The following is a 13,774-nucleotide window of genomic DNA, read 5'->3' on the forward strand; positions in this document are numbered from 1 at the left end:
CGCCGCCCACTCGACGACCGGCTCTTCCACGGTCCCCGTACTCGGTGACGGCCTCGCTCACCAGGCGTCTCCTTGATCACCGGATCCGCCGTTGAATTAAGACACTCCCCGGCTCGCCGTCCGGGTTCAGCACGTGCAGCGTGGTGTCGCGGACCGGGGTGCCGATCGGCATGACGAGCGGCCCGTCCTCCAGCACGGCGCGGTCCACGGTGAACGACGAGGCGTTGATGGTGCACTCGGTGGGCCCGTAGAGATTGACCAGGGAAGCGTCCGGCATGGTGTCCAGACACTGCGCGGCCAGGCTGCGGGACAGCGCCTCGCCGCCGCTGAATACGCGGCGCAGGGTCCGGCAGACGGGGAACTTCTCGGTGTCCAGCAGCGCCTGGAGCAGGGTGGGAACGCACTGGAGCGTCGTCACCCCGTGCCTTTCGATGGTGGCGATGATGGCCTCGGGATCGCGGTATATACCGGGGGCTCCCATCACCACGGTGCTGCCACAGGCAGGGGCCAGCAATTCCCACTGCGCGGCGTCGAAGCTCATCGGCGTCTTCTGGAGCACCGTTTCGCGCTCGTCGATACCGCACTCGTCGTGCAGCCACTCCATCTGGCTCATGATGCTGTGGTGCTCGACCATCACACCCTTCGGCTTGCCGGTGCTGCCGGAGGTGTAGATGACGTAGGCGAGGTCGTCGGGGCGCACCCCGGAATCCGGCCGGACCGCTGCCGGAGCGTTCTCGTCGGCGGCCTCCGATATTCCGTCGAGAGTGAGCACCCTGACGCCAGCCGGGGCCAATTCCTGAAATGCGGGGCGGAGGTTCTCCTGGGTGAGGGCGACATCCACGCCGGCGTCGGCCAGCATGTATGCGATCCGCTCTTCCGGGTATTCGGGGGACAGCGGAACATAGCAGCCGCCGGACATCAAAATTCCCCAGACACCGGTGAGCAGGTCGAGCGACGGTTCCATGAACACGCCCACCCGGCTGTCCCGGCCCACTCCCGCCTGCCGGAGCAGCGCGTCCACCCGCTCGCTGCGCGCCACCAGCTCGGCGAAGGTCAGGGACTGGTGTTCATGGACGGCGGCGATCCGGTCGGGGGCCGCTTGTGCCCGGCTGCGCAGCACGTCGGGCAGGCCGGAGGCGGCACGACGGGAGCAGGGGGCGGTTTCTAAACTCATGGGGCGACTTCCTTTTTCCGCGTCTTGGGAGGGCGGCGTCCGTGGTGAGGACGAAACGCCGCCTCGAACTTCGCGTTCTTTCCTGGTGCGGTACTCGGAATTACTCGCCGGCCAGTGCGGGTGGCGGGCCTCTGCGGAACCTGAACCCGGTAAGACTTGCCCGGGGGTTCGCCACCGAAATCCTATAGGAGTTCCGGATTGCTGTCGCGCAGTTCGATAAAAATTATCACGAAACCGATGTGCGCCACAAGCGGGTGTTGTTGCATACTATCTCCGCAAGACATTTCCGCAGGCCTGCGATAGATATACGCAGGGCGAAATGTGGAGATAGGTCGTATCAGTGAAGCGATTTTCTGCCGAGCCCGAGCGGTTCAGCCGATTGACCTGTCGCGGCCCGCGGGAATAGCAGCCACAATCTGGATCAGGGTCAGCAGCAGTACGAAGGACAGCGGCAGCCGCCAGCCGTCCGCATGGTCGTAGAGAACACCCACGACAAGGGGGCCGGGAATGGACAGCGCGTAGCCGATGCTCTGCACGAAACCGGAGAGCCGGGCGACGGTCGCGCTGTCACGGCCCCGCATTCCGATCATCGTCAGGGCGAGGGGGAAAGAGCAGTTGGCGATGCCCAGCAGGATCGCCCACAGCCATGGTGCGACGGCGGGATCGAACCAGAGGCCGGCGAATCCGGCGAAGCCGCACACCCCGATCCCGGCGGCGAGCCCGCTCTGGTGGCGCAGTCGGCCGGCCATGGCCGACAGCGCGAAGGACAGGGGCACGCCCAGCAGGGAGGATGCCGAGAACAGCAGTCCCGCGGCGCCCGGGGAGAGTCCCGCGTCCCGGTAGATCTGGGGCAGCCAGCCGATGATGATGTAGGCGGAGCTCGCCTGGAGCCCGAAGTACACGGTGAGTGCCCAAGTCGTGGGGTCGCGCGAGAGCCGACCCTCGGCAGCGGGCGGCGGGCCGATCGCGCCGCCGATGTGTCCCGGGTGCGGCTCCTGCCGGCCCCGGCCCCGGGCCAGGGCCAGCCAGGGTGGCACGGACAGCGCCGCGAGGACCGACCAGGTGCCCAGGCCGTACCGCCAGTCGCCGCCGAACGCCTCCGAAAGGGGAACCGTGAGCGCCGCCGCGGACGACGCGCCCACGTTCAGCGCCATCGAGTACAGGCCCGTCATCGCGCCCACCCGGTCGGGGAAGCTCTGCTTCACCACCATCGGCAGCAGCACATTGGCCACCGCGATGCCGGCCAGCGACAGCGCGGTCAGCGCCACGAACAGCACCGGGTCGAAGGCGAACGGCCGCAGCGCCAGGCCCAGGGCGAGCACGCCGCCGGCCGCCGCGATGACGGCGCTCGCGCCGAAGCGGCGGGCCAGCAGCGGGGCCGTGGAGCCGACCACCGCGAAACATGCCGCGGGGATCGAGGTCACCAGCCCGGTCACCGAGCCGCTCATGTCGAGGCTGTCCCGGACCTCCTCCAGGACGGGCCCGAGGCTGGTGGCCCCCGGGCGGAGATTCAGGGCGGCCAGGACCAGCGCCACCACGGCGGTGCGGCGCAACCCCCGCATGACGGGGCTGGGTTGGGCCGCTATGGAACAAGAGGCGCTCTTGTCGGCCTCATCCATTGTCATGGACCCCATCATAGAGTCATCCCATGACTGGATGTCCAGTGATTCTCGTAGAGTCATAGGATGACTGGAGGATCTGGCGTACGCTGGGCGTCATGAACATGGGACCTGTCCGCCGCCAAGCACTGGGCGACCAAGTGATCGCCCGGCTTCGCGAGCAGATCACCTCAGGCGCCTGGCCCGTCGGCAGCCGCATCCCCACCGAGACCGAGCTCGTCGAGCAGCTCGACGTCGCCCGCAACACCGTGCGCGAGGCCATCCGGGCCCTCGCGCACACCGGGCTGCTCGACATCCGGCACGGCTCCGGCTCCTACGTCCAGGCCACCAGCGAACTCGCCGGCATGATGCGCAACCGCTTCGAGAAGGCCAGAACGGAGGACATAGTCGACGTCCGCAGCGCCCTTGAGGTGCGTGCGGCCCGTCTCGCCTGCCAACGCCGCACGGAGGACGACCTGGAGCGGCTGGAGCACGCGCTCCGGCAGCGGCAGGAGGCATGGACCGCCGACGACCGGGTGGCCTTCGTGAACGCCGATGTGGCCTTTCACCTCGCCGTCGTCACCGCCTCCCGGAACACGGTGCTCGCCGGGCTCCACGCCGACCTCGGCGAGGTCATCCGCGACTCCCTCCTGGACCATTTCGGCGCGGAACTGCGCTCCGAGCAGTTCCAGGACCATGACGCGCTCGTCGACGCCATCCGCGACCGCGACGCCGACCGCGCGGCGAGCGAGGCGGCCTCCTACATGGACTGAGCCGGCCGGGGGAGAGCTCCCACCGGCCGGAGCGCGCGTCCGAACCGGCCGGCGCGTTCGGATCGCGTCGGGTGAAGTGGTCGGCCCCGAGGTAACCGGGGCGGGAATGACGGCGTGTCAGTTCTCGTTGACGCTGCCTGGATGGGGATGCGAGGCGCCGAGACGAAGAGTGCGCCCAAGCCGTGGAGGTCGAGGACGGGAGTGGGAGCGGATCGAGCCGCTGCTGCCCGTGGTCGAGCGCCGGTACCGGCATCCGTGGCGTAAGCGCCTGGATGATCGCAGGGTGCTGTGCGGGATCCTGTTCGTGCTCTACAGCGGGATCCCGTGGCGGTTCCTGCCTCAGGAGCTGGGCTTCGGCTCGGGAATGGCCTGCTGGCGGCGGCTGCGGGACTGGAACGAGGCGGGAGTCTGGCAGCACTTGCACGAGCTGCTGCTGGCCGAACTGCGGGCGGCCGACATGCTCGACTTCTCCCGCGCCGCCGTCGACTCCTCCCATCTGCGCGCGATGAGGGGTGGGTCGGCCACCGGCCCGTCCCCGGTGGACCAGGGGAAGACCGGTGGCAAGCATCACCTGATCGTCGAGGCGCACGGCATCCCACTGGCCGTGCCCCTGACCGGCGGGAACCGGAACTACGTCACCCAGCTGATCCCGCTGATCCAAGCCGTCCCACCGATCCGGGGCAAGCGCGGCCGGCCGTTGCGCCGTCCCCGGACCCCGTCGTCCGGCGCGCGCTGCCACCAGCCGAGCGCCGACCACGCCCGGCCGCAGCGGGCACCCGGCCCCCGGACCCGATGATCTCCTCCTCCGCGGACATCACCCAGAAGTTCAGGAAGAGATGAAGAGGGCCGTGACAACGCAGCGCGCGCCCGAATCTGGGCGGTGACCTGGTCACTTACCGGCCGGCTCGGCGCCAGGCACCAAAGCGGGTTCCACAGTGGCCTCCCAAGCGCGTACCACAGGAGGCCGGGGCGGCTCGCCCGGTACCGGTCGGGCCCGTGGTCGGGGCGGGCACGCCGGGCGCCTGCCGGGGGCCGGTGAGAGTGGTCATCGTGGTGGCTCCTTGCAAGACCCTGGGAGGGCGCCTGGCCCGCACGCGAGTCCGAACTGAGACCGTACGGAACTCGACTCTTTCCTCAGGCAGACCCGACTCTCGGAGTCAGCAGGAGTAAGCAGGAGTAAGCATCCGAGGGGGAGCCGGAATGAGACGTGTGTGCGGGGCAGTATGCCTGGCGTTGGGTCTCACCATGGTGAGTGGGTGCAGCCCCCCTGACCTGCCACTCGTAGCGGTGCGAAACGGGGACAACGGGCAGGTGGTGGTCGAACTGCGGCCGTGCGACGGAGGGGAGACCATCTCGGGGGTGAGTCTGGTGAGCTGGACCCCTGAGGAAGGCGAAGCCGTGCTCGAGGAGGCATCACTTGGCTCGGTCGGCTCTTCCCCGGCCTCCCAACCTGCACAGGCCGGCGCTGATGATCCGGACGGGGGCCAGGCGCACAAGGAAGACAGCGGGTGGGTGGCGGGGGGACCGACGAACCACGGAGGTGCCGTCTTCCCGCTTTTCTCCCCACCACCCGAATGGCGCGCGCACACCTTCGGCAGACAGGAACTGCTGCCCGGCCGGACCTACGGACTGGAGTTCCGCGTGTACAGCAGCTACCTGGCACACGGCTACTTCACCGCCGACGACCTCGCCTCCCTCCGGCCGGGCCAGGTCTGGGCCAACGGCCGGGCCATGAGCACCAAGGACTTCGACAAACTCGTCGACGACAAGTGCTGAAGGCCATCACAGTCGCCACCAGCACTTCAACAGCACAGCTCGCCCCGAACGAACAGGAGGGGAACAGGACCAAGCCGCGACCGTCGACCGGAAGAACCGCGGGACAGCAGACCACAGCATCAGTGTCCGGTCGACGTTTCCAAACCCCCTTCCGGCCTCGCTCATACCAGGCGGCCCGTCACTGAACACCGGAGGCGGGCGTCCTCGCCATGGTGTCGGGGATCTGTCCTAGCCTTCCGGTGTCGGGTGGCCGGCCAGCAGCCGCACAGTGGCCTCGACTGCCCGGGGTCCCACCACTCCCCCGCGTCGGCGTCCGTGGTGCTGGGTCGGCGGTGGTTGGGTGCCCGGCGGGGTGGGCGGCGAGCACCCGGTCGTGCGGGTGCTCGTCCACGGCGGCGATCCGCGGCCAGGCCCGCATCCGCTCGGCGAGCAGGAGGCCGGCCACAGCGTCCGCCGCGGCGACCCGGGCCCGGCTGGACGCCGGGGCGGCACGGGCGTCCTCAAGGAGAGAGTTGATGGCGTCGGCGGCCACGCCGCATGACGCGGGGAGGGCGGGTCCCTCGGGTCTCGTCCAGGCGGCGCACGTCCTCGCGAACACGAACAACAGCGGCACCCCGTTCGGATCCGCCCACTGCGCTGGGTGGCTGACGTGGGCCCTTCGGTATATCCCGGGGGCGCCAGAGCGCCCCTCGGTCACTGGGCTCGCATGGTGGAGGAGGCGTTCACGTGGTGGTCCTCCACCTCGACCGGCTCGCCCGCGGGCCGCCACTCGCGGCCGGCCATGGGCAGTCGGCCGATCTGCTCCCGCTTCTTGGTGTCCACGCTGATTACCGGCTCACCGCCGGTCTGGTACTGCTTGACCTGCTCGTTGATGTAGCGGAACTGGGCATCCCGGTCGGGATGCTGGGCGCCCTCGATGGTCTTGACGTTTGCCTGCAGACTGAAACCCTCCTGCTTGAGCAGCCTGCCCACCGTCGGCGCGGACACCGGATGCCCCTGCCGGGTCAGCTCCTCGGACAGGTTCCGCAGCGACTTCGTCGTCCACCGCAGCGGCGCCTGCGGATCACCCCGCTCGTCCGGCTCGACCAGGCCCAACAAGACTTTGAGCAGGGCCGGATCGTTGGCATCGGCTCGCTTGCGGCCTCCGTAGGGCGCCCGCACCCGGCCGTCGGACAGCTGCCCAGCCCCCGCCTCCAGCTCCGACACCCACGACGCACCGTGGTCTCGCTGACCTGCGCAATCCGCGCCACCACCCGTATCCCGCCGTGCCCAAGCAGCCGGGCCTCGGTGGCCAGGGCCAGTCGCCGCTGCCGCTCGTTCAGGTGCGGCAACAACACCAAGAACCTGCAGTGGAGTTGGGAACAGATTTCCAACGGAATCGCCATTCCATGACAACGAGCCCACACTCGCAAACAACGCCCAGGACCGCACGCATGCCGAGCAGGCGGCCCGCGCGTTCGCGAAGGACTACGGAGTGAAGTGGCCCAGGGCCGCCGCGAAGATCACCGACGACCTGGACGAGCTGCTGGCGTTCCACGATTTCCCCGCCGAGCACTGGATCCATCTGCGGACCACGAACCCCATCGAGTCGACGTTCTCCACGGTCAAGCTTCGGACCAAGGTCACCCGGGGCGCCGGCAGCCCAACCGCGGCCCCTTGCCATGGTGTTCAAGCTCGTCGAGTCCGCCCAGGCCCGCTGGGCGGGCGATTACCGGCGCCCACCTGGTCCCGCTCGTCCGCGCGGGCGCGAGGTTCGAGAACGGCCAGCTCGTGGAGCGAGAGGAGTTCGCGGCCTGATGACCAACCCACAACCGCTCACCGACGAGGAACTCGATGAACTCGCACAAGCAGCCACCCCAGGCCCCTGGTTCGTCCGCAGCCTCGACGACGAGCACGCCATGAATCTCGTCGCCGTGAGTACCGTGCCCGACACCGGCCTCGGTGAGCGGTGGCCCAGCTTCGACCATCGCGAGATCGTAGCTGCAACCCTCGTCCAGCACCCTCGCTACGTCGACACCGCCGACGAGCACCGGGACGAGAACGCGCAGTTCATCGCCGCCACCCGCGAAACCGTCCCCCGCCTCATCGCGGACATCAGGCGCCTGCGCAGACAGATGGAACCTGGCCTCCCGAAGGGAGATCAAGAAGACTGAACTGATCCACAACTATTGACAGTTGCTCAGCGAACCGACGTATTCCGGACTGTTAAGCGGCGAAAAATTGCCTCGGTCCACGGCTGCGCACTACGCCCGTGCGCCCATACGCAGGGACGACGCGGTGAACCACCCTGCGGCGACCGTCGGCCGGTTGTCTCTCCTTGGGTCGCAGGCACTCTCGCCGCACACCTCTCGTCACGCCTACGCTCTCCCTACTCGGCGCTCACTTTCGCACAAATGAACACACGCGTTGTCATCCACGACGGGGGAACGTTCGGTGGGTCAGTCGGCACTCGGAGGGGTGCGAGGGGCGCGGTCGATCCCGGTCGCCCCCTTTGAGCAGGACGGAATTCAGGAACTTCGCCGCCACTTCATCCGGGACGCACGCGAACACGCCTGGGAGCCCGAAGAAGCTGTCCGCGCCGCCCTCGCCCGGCACCCCGACAGAGCCGGACGCCCCGAATACTCCGAGCTGGCCTGGCTGCTGGCAAGCGGCAGCAGTTACGCCGAGCAGGTCGGCATGGATGTGGCGGCCGGACTACTGCACGCCTGCCCTGATGCAGACATGAAGCTGGTGCTCGCCACCGCAGTCGCCGATGAGGCCAAACACAGCACGGTCTTCCACGACTACGCGCGTGCGGTTGCCGGTGCCGTGAACGGGCCGTCCGATGCAGCCGAAGAGCTTTCCCGCGACCTCTGGTCGCTGGACGACCACACCGCCCGCTTTCTGGCACACACCCTCGCCGAGGGCTTCGCCGCCGACGAGTTCCACTGGTTCGTGAAAGGGCTGAGAACCGAGGGTCTCGGCGAGCTCTACCGGCTGGTCAGGCGAGACGAGTCACGCCACGTTGCCCTCGGCATGTCGTACCTCGCCCACGGCGCGGGACGAGACAGGCTGCGCCGACTGCCGGCCGAGCTCCTGCTGCTGAGTGAACGGATCGTGCTGCGCAACACGGATGTGGACAAGGTGGGCTCGCTGATACACCGCCTGGTACCCGAGGTCTCCGCCGGCCGGGCAGCCGGTTGGCTCCGTGCCCGGCACGAGACCCGAATGCGTGTCCTCACAGGTCTCCGGGACGACCGCGAGGAACTGTCCCGGTGCAGGGCGCTGGAGCCCTGAACAACAAGGAGGAGAACACATGGAGATCAAGAAGGTTGCGGTCAAGGACCAGGCCAAAACGTGCAACAAGTACAGCGTCGTCACCCCCCGGACGAAGGGGGACGACCCGGCGGCCGCCGCCCGGCGCGGCTGACCGTCCGACCACCTGAGTGGGTGCGGCGTCTCGCGCGCCGCACCCACTCCCAGATCTGGAGCCGCCTCAGATGCGCATCACGCTCGTCTCCATGCCCTGGCAGGCCCTTGACATGCCGTCTCTACAGGTCGGCCTGTTGCACTCACTGCTGTCCACCAGCCGGCCCGCCGATGAGGTAAGCGAGTACCACGGGTGGCTGCGCTGGGCCGATCACCTGCTTGAGCACTCCGACGGTGAGCTGCGGCCGGCACAGTACGTGGAGATCGCCAACGACCAGATCTTCGACGGGCTCGGCGACTGGGTCTTCTCCGGCGTCCTCTACGACGATGAGGAATGGGGCTGCACACAGCTGGAGTCGTACGCCAGAAAACACGGCACCGCCCTGGCGACCGCACGCGCGATGCGCCCGCTCGCCGCCGGGTTCGTCACAGCCGCAGCCATGGAGATCCTGGAGACTGAGCCGGACGTCGTCGGGATGACCAGCACTTTCCTCCAGAACGTGCCCTCATTGGCTCTGGCCAAGGAACTCAAGCGGCAACGCCCTGAGCTCATCACTCTGTTGGGCGGTAGTAACTGCGACGGACAAATGGGCCACGCCCTCCATCGGAACCACCCATTCGTGGACTATGTGGTCCGCGGCGAGGGGGAACTCGCCCTGCCTGCCCTGCTCGACCGGCTGGACCGCGGCGACACCCCCACCGACGTGCCCGGTGTGTGCTGGTGGGACGGGTCCGTGTCGCGGGCCAATGAGGAGGCACGCGGCACTGTGCCGCCCGGGCAGATCCCCTCGCCCGACTACGACGCCTGGCAACGCGCTTTGGAGGCGTCTCCGGTGGCCGAGTTCCTGGAACCCAAGCTGGTGGTCGAGGGAGCCCGCGGCTGTTGGTGGGGCGAGAAGCACCATTGCACCTTCTGCGGTCTCAACGGCTCGCTGATGGAGTTCCGTGCGAAGCCAGGGGTTCGGCTTTGGTCCGAGATCGACCAGCTGGTCAAACGGCACCAGATCCTGGACGTCATCACCGTCGACAACATCATCAGCATGGGCTACTTCGCCGACTTTCTACCGCTGGCTGCCGAAAGCGACTGGGACCTGCGGCTCCATTACGAGGTGAAGTCCAACCTGTCCGCAGAGCAACTGGCACTGCTCGCCCGGGCCGGAGTCACTCACATCCAGCCCGGCATAGAGAGCCTCAACAACCGGGTTCTGGAACTGATGGACAAGGGCGTGACCGGGACCCGCAATGTGCGCACTCTGCGTGAATGCGAAAACCACGCGCTGACCTGCACCTGGAACTACCTTTACGGCTTCCCCGGCGAACGGGAGGACGACTACACCGCCGTCCTCGACCAGATGCCTGCCCTCTGGCATCTGCAACCGCCTGGCGGAGCCACCCGGATCGCCCTGGAGCGCTTCAGTCCCCACCACACCAACCCAGCCCTCGGCTTCCCGGACCCCCGGCCTGCCGAGATGTACCAGCACGTCTACCGCCTGCCGGAGGAGGAACTGAAGGACCTCGTCTACCTCTTCGAGGCGGCACCGGGCGGCATCCAGGGAGAGGTGGAGCAGCGACTGGTAAGGGAGGTCGAACGCTGGGAGGAGGCTTATCCCTGGTCGCAGTTGCTCCTTGAGGAGAGCGAGGACGAGTTACTCGTCCACGACCGGCGCTACGGCTGGCCGGATCGCACCCATCGGCTCCGCGGCTGGCAGGCCGACGCGTTCCGTCTGTTGGAGCATGGCCGGACCTTACCGGCGCTCGCCCGGCTGCTGATGGCGGCAGGTCAGCGAATCGGACAACCACAGCTGAGCGATTGGGTCGCCGAACTAGTCGTGGGCGGGCTGGTGTTCGTCGAGGCCGGCAGCTACGTGGCGCTGCCCACCAGAGCTGCGGCCATCCAGGCACCCGGCCGACGCGCCACGCGCCCCACCTCGATCCCGTTACCGGATTCACCACAGGTGCCACCGCTGCTGCGTGCTGCGGCCTCCAAGGAGGTGACCGCGTGACGGCGGTCGACCAGCGCGCGGCACCGTACTCGGCCGCCGACGCCGATGGGCCCAAGCTGCCCCGAGTAGTGGCGCATCGCCGTGATGGCCGCACGGTGGTCGTTCCCGAGCCCGTATGTCTGGGCTCGGGCGGGCGGGCGGCGCTGGAGCTCGTGTACCTGTTGCGTGAGTGCCAGAGCCATGCGCTACCGGTCAGCTGGGACCTGGCGACCGACGACCCGTTGCGTCGCGATCCGAAGTCCGCGCACGTGCGTGTGGCGTTGCTGCACCACCTCCCGCCGCCGAAGCACTCCCCCGACGAACCGCCCGAGCTGTCCGCCTGGCGCGCGGCGCATGAGTACGGCCTGTTCTTCCACCGCCAGGGCCCTGGCTTCATCCTGGCCAAGGACCGGCGCGCGGCGGAATCGGCCGCGCGCTTCACACTCGACCACCCTGATCTGCTCGCTGCCTTTCACACCTGCCTCACCCCCACCCGGACGGCGGAGCTGACCGCCAGAGGTCAGGAGGCGGTGTCGTTGCTCGCCGGCGAGGGCATCGTGCTGATCAGCCGGGGCTGGGCGGTCACCCTGCCACCCCGCATCCGCCACTGGCCCGTGCCCTACACAGGAATCTGACGTGACCAGCCCTTCCGAGGAAACCACCGACCGCGATGCAGTCGGCCCAGCACTCACTGAGCCGACCGGCCCGCGCTCGCTGCGCAGCCACCGCCCGTTCCTGCTCCTGTGCGCCGAACAGGCGGTCAGTACCTTGGGCCGCCAGGTCACCGCGCTGGCTTTGCCGCTGCTGGCCATCACGACTCTGGACGCGGGGCCGCTCGGTGCGGCCACCTTGATGGGGCTGACGTACCTGCCCGGAGTACTGCTCAGCCCGCTGATCGGGGTGCTGGTCGACCAAGCGCGGCTTCGCAACCTGCTCGCGCTTCTGACCACCGCGCAGATCCTGGTGATCGGCAGTGTGCCCCTGGCCGCCAGGGCAGACCTGCTGAGCTGGCCCCACCTGTTCGTGGTGGCCATGCTCTCCGGTGGGCTCACGACAATTGTGGGGGTCGGACTCCAGTCGGTGCTCCCCCGGGTCGTACAGCCCGACCAGCTACTGCCCGCCAACTCCGCGCTGACCGGGGCCAGAACCGCGGGCATGATCGGCGGCCCCGCACTCGGCGGGGTGTTCATCGGCCTCGCCGCCCCCGACACCGCCCTGCTGGTGGAGTGCGCTGCCTACGTCGTGGCCGTACCGCTGCTGCTCGCGCTGCCCACCGCCCTGAACGTGCCCGCTGCCGAGGGCACCGCGGTGCGCTCCCGGCTGAAGGCGATGCGGGAGGGCTTCGCGGTGATCCGCCGAGAGACCCTGCTTCGTCGGCAGGCCCTGGCCGCAGCCGGCCTCAATCTCGGGGGAGGAGCCGCCGGAGCCCTCTTCGTCCTCTACGCCACCGAGGAACTGTCCCTGCGGCCCTGGGAGCTGGGGACCGCGTACGCCACCTACGCGATAGCCGCCGCGCTCGGTGTTGCGCTCGCCACCCCGGTAACCCGTGCCCTGGGGATGGGCCGCAGTACCCAGCTGTGCGCGATCGGCGCCGGCGTCGCACTGTTCCTCATCCCGGCCGCCTCACTCGGCCTCGCCTTCCCCGTACTTCTTTTGTACGAGCTGCTGTTCGGGCTGCTGGCCACCGTATGGCTGATCGCGATGATCACCGGCCGGCAGCTGGTCACCCCGACCAGAATGCTCGGCCGGGTCAACGCCTTCCTTCAGGCCGCGCTGACCGCCCCCCTCCCGATCGGCGCGTTCGCCGGCGGTGCCCTTGCGACCAGGATCGGGATCGTGCCCGTGCTGACCGGCGCGGCAGCGGTGGCCCTCGCCGGCGCGGCCAGCCTGTGGTTCCCCCGTGACCTGCACGCCGACATAGACCGCCGCGCCGCGGACGCCGCACGTGAACGCGCAGGGAAGGAGAACTCCTGATGACCCACCCCGGTACCGCCCTGATCACGGGCGCCAGCAGCGGCATCGGTGCCGCCACCGCCGGCCGTCTGGCCGCCGCCGGCTACGACCTGCTGTTGACCGCCCGACGCGCCGAACGGCTTCGCGTACTCGAGGATGAACTCGGCGGTGCCCACTCCGTAAAGGTGCACACCGCGCCCCTCGACCTCGACCGGCCCCACGACGTGCCCGCCGCTGTCGCCGAACTGATCGGCGCGGCACCGAGCCCGCTCCGTACGGCGGTGCTCGCAGCCGGCCATGGTCGGGGTGCCGGACCGGTCCGCGAGGCGGACGCCGCCCACTGGGAGTCCCAGGTGCTGGTCAACCTCCTCGCCCCGATGCTCATGACCCGGGCGCTGCTGCCCGTCCTCGATCGCGCGGGTGGCCACTTGGTCATCGTCGGGTCCGTTTTCGGCACGACGGCTGCGCCTGGCTACTCCGCCTACGCCGCCACCAAACACGGCCTGCGCGGCTTCCTGCATTCGGTTGCGGCTGAGGAACGCCCGCTGGGCGGCTGCCGTATCACCCTTGTGTCGCCGGGGTCCACCAACACCGAATTCGCCTCGGTGCTCGCCGGCGCTGACATGCCCCGCGTTCACGCCGTCACTGACTGGCCTTACCACCCGCTGCTCCCCGACGATGTCGCCCGCACGATCGAGTGGGTCCTCACCCAGCCACCGCACGTCCACCTGCCTGAGATCACCATCGACCCTACTGACGCCCGCTACCAGTAGTGCTTGATCAGATTCATATCGGTTGTGGCAGAAGGGCAGAAAGGTACTGGTCACCAGCCTGTCGTGCGTGAGCGATGCGTGAGCGGACGGGATGGCACCAGTCGACACGGGGCAGACTGGCGGTCCTTACCTGAGCACGGACGGCGGCGCTGCCGGGTTCAGACGGAGCCACGCCGTCAAGGCAGCCTGGAGCTCGACCACTTCCCCATTCGACGACAGGGAGGCGAGCCCCGGCGCCGGGCGAGGACGGTCCGGGGCCGCACCCGTGGTCCGAGCCGTCCGGTGCCGGGCCACCGCCGCCGGGCCGCCGGCCCCGGCTGCGCCCCGGCCCCGGGTG

General features: G+C 68.9%; 11 protein-coding genes and 3 pseudogenes. 11 read left to right on the forward strand and 3 right to left on the reverse strand.

What is annotated here, in order from left to right; translation table 11 throughout:
* Nucleotides 1-76 precede the first annotated feature (76 nt).
* Nucleotides 77-1,174: an AMP-binding protein gene (locus AB0927_RS40085; protein ID WP_366672804.1), complete on the reverse strand. Its 1,098-nt coding sequence runs from the start codon at nt 1,172-1,174 to the stop codon at nt 77-79.
* Between the two features lie 371 nt (nt 1,175-1,545).
* The gene (locus tag AB0927_RS40090; RefSeq protein ID WP_366672805.1) at nt 1,546-2,799 is read right to left on the reverse strand and encodes an MFS transporter; all 1,254 of its coding nucleotides are present in this window, start codon (nt 2,797-2,799) and stop codon (nt 1,546-1,548) included.
* Between the two features lie 98 nt (nt 2,800-2,897).
* On the opposite strand from AB0927_RS40090, the gene AB0927_RS40095 reads away from it, so the two are divergent.
* The 4 genes and pseudogenes from AB0927_RS40095 to AB0927_RS40110 all read left to right on the forward strand — a co-directional run bounded on the left by AB0927_RS40095 (nt 2,898) and on the right by AB0927_RS40110 (nt 5,862).
* Nucleotides 2,898-3,545: a FadR/GntR family transcriptional regulator gene (locus AB0927_RS40095; protein ID WP_366672814.1), complete on the forward strand. Its 648-nt coding sequence runs from the start codon at nt 2,898-2,900 to the stop codon at nt 3,543-3,545.
* 169 nt (nt 3,546-3,714) lie between these two features.
* Nucleotides 3,715-4,257 (forward strand): annotated as a pseudogene (locus AB0927_RS40100) (IS5 family transposase); the annotation flags it as partial.
* 800 nt (nt 4,258-5,057) lie between these two features.
* Complete coding sequence (locus AB0927_RS40105) at nt 5,058-5,321, forward strand: hypothetical protein (RefSeq protein WP_366672806.1); 264 nt, start codon at nt 5,058-5,060, stop codon at nt 5,319-5,321.
* Between the two features lie 340 nt (nt 5,322-5,661).
* Nucleotides 5,662-5,862: a hypothetical protein gene (locus AB0927_RS40110; RefSeq protein ID WP_366672807.1), complete on the forward strand. Its 201-nt coding sequence runs from the start codon at nt 5,662-5,664 to the stop codon at nt 5,860-5,862.
* Between the two features lie 197 nt (nt 5,863-6,059).
* On the opposite strand, the pseudogene AB0927_RS40115 reads toward AB0927_RS40110, so the two are convergent.
* A pseudogene (locus AB0927_RS40115) lies at nt 6,060-6,706 on the reverse strand (ISAzo13 family transposase); the annotation flags it as partial.
* 29 nt (nt 6,707-6,735) lie between these two features.
* Between AB0927_RS40115 and AB0927_RS40120 the strand changes: the two are divergent.
* From AB0927_RS40120 to AB0927_RS40150, 7 genes and pseudogenes are all read left to right on the forward strand, one after another.
* Nucleotides 6,736-7,118 (forward strand): annotated as a pseudogene (locus AB0927_RS40120) (transposase); the annotation flags it as partial.
* A complete protein-coding gene (locus AB0927_RS40125) occupies nt 7,118-7,474 on the forward strand; it encodes a hypothetical protein (RefSeq protein WP_366672808.1) in 357 nt (118 codons plus the stop codon). The pseudogene AB0927_RS40120 and the gene AB0927_RS40125, both read left to right, overlap by 1 nt.
* A 280-nt stretch (nt 7,475-7,754) precedes the next feature.
* On the forward strand, nt 7,755-8,597 hold the full coding sequence (locus AB0927_RS40130; RefSeq protein WP_366672809.1) for a ferritin-like domain-containing protein: 843 nt from the start codon (nt 7,755-7,757) through the stop codon (nt 8,595-8,597).
* 203 nt (nt 8,598-8,800) lie between these two features.
* On the forward strand, nt 8,801-10,732 hold the full coding sequence (locus tag AB0927_RS40135) for a RiPP maturation radical SAM C-methyltransferase (protein WP_366672810.1): 1,932 nt from the start codon (nt 8,801-8,803) through the stop codon (nt 10,730-10,732).
* Nucleotides 10,729-11,346, forward strand: a complete 618-nt coding sequence (locus AB0927_RS40140; protein WP_366672811.1) for a DUF5825 family protein — start codon at nt 10,729-10,731, stop codon at nt 11,344-11,346. Before AB0927_RS40135 ends, AB0927_RS40140 begins: the two co-directional genes overlap by 4 nt.
* A gap of 1 nt (nt 11,347) precedes the next feature.
* Nucleotides 11,348-12,685, forward strand: a complete 1,338-nt coding sequence (locus tag AB0927_RS40145; RefSeq protein ID WP_366672812.1) for an MFS transporter — start codon at nt 11,348-11,350, stop codon at nt 12,683-12,685.
* On the forward strand, nt 12,685-13,437 hold the full coding sequence (locus AB0927_RS40150; protein WP_366672813.1) for an SDR family NAD(P)-dependent oxidoreductase: 753 nt from the start codon (nt 12,685-12,687) through the stop codon (nt 13,435-13,437). Before AB0927_RS40145 ends, AB0927_RS40150 begins: the two co-directional genes overlap by 1 nt.
* Nucleotides 13,438-13,774: the final 337 nt, after the last annotated feature.

The organism is Streptomyces sp. NPDC048106, from assembly GCF_040706415.1.
Lineage (GTDB): Bacteria > Actinomycetota > Actinomycetes > Streptomycetales > Streptomycetaceae > Streptomyces.

What these genes read in the sequence shown, in the direction of transcription:
- AB0927_RS40085 (WP_366672804.1), bottom strand. Translation starts at nt 1,174, where the DNA reads ATGAGTTTAGAAACCGCCCCCTGCTCCCGTCGTGCCGCCTCCGGCCTG.
- AB0927_RS40095 (WP_366672814.1), top strand. Translation starts at nt 2,898, where the DNA reads ATGGGACCTGTCCGCCGCCAAGCACTGGGCGACCAAGTGATCGCCCGG.
- AB0927_RS40125 (WP_366672808.1), top strand. Translation starts at nt 7,118, where the DNA reads ATGACCAACCCACAACCGCTCACCGACGAGGAACTCGATGAACTCGCA.
- AB0927_RS40135 (WP_366672810.1), top strand. Translation starts at nt 8,801, where the DNA reads ATGCGCATCACGCTCGTCTCCATGCCCTGGCAGGCCCTTGACATGCCG.
- AB0927_RS40090 (WP_366672805.1), bottom strand. Translation starts at nt 2,799, where the DNA reads ATGACAATGGATGAGGCCGACAAGAGCGCCTCTTGTTCCATAGCGGCC.
- AB0927_RS40150 (WP_366672813.1), top strand. Translation starts at nt 12,685, where the DNA reads ATGACCCACCCCGGTACCGCCCTGATCACGGGCGCCAGCAGCGGCATC.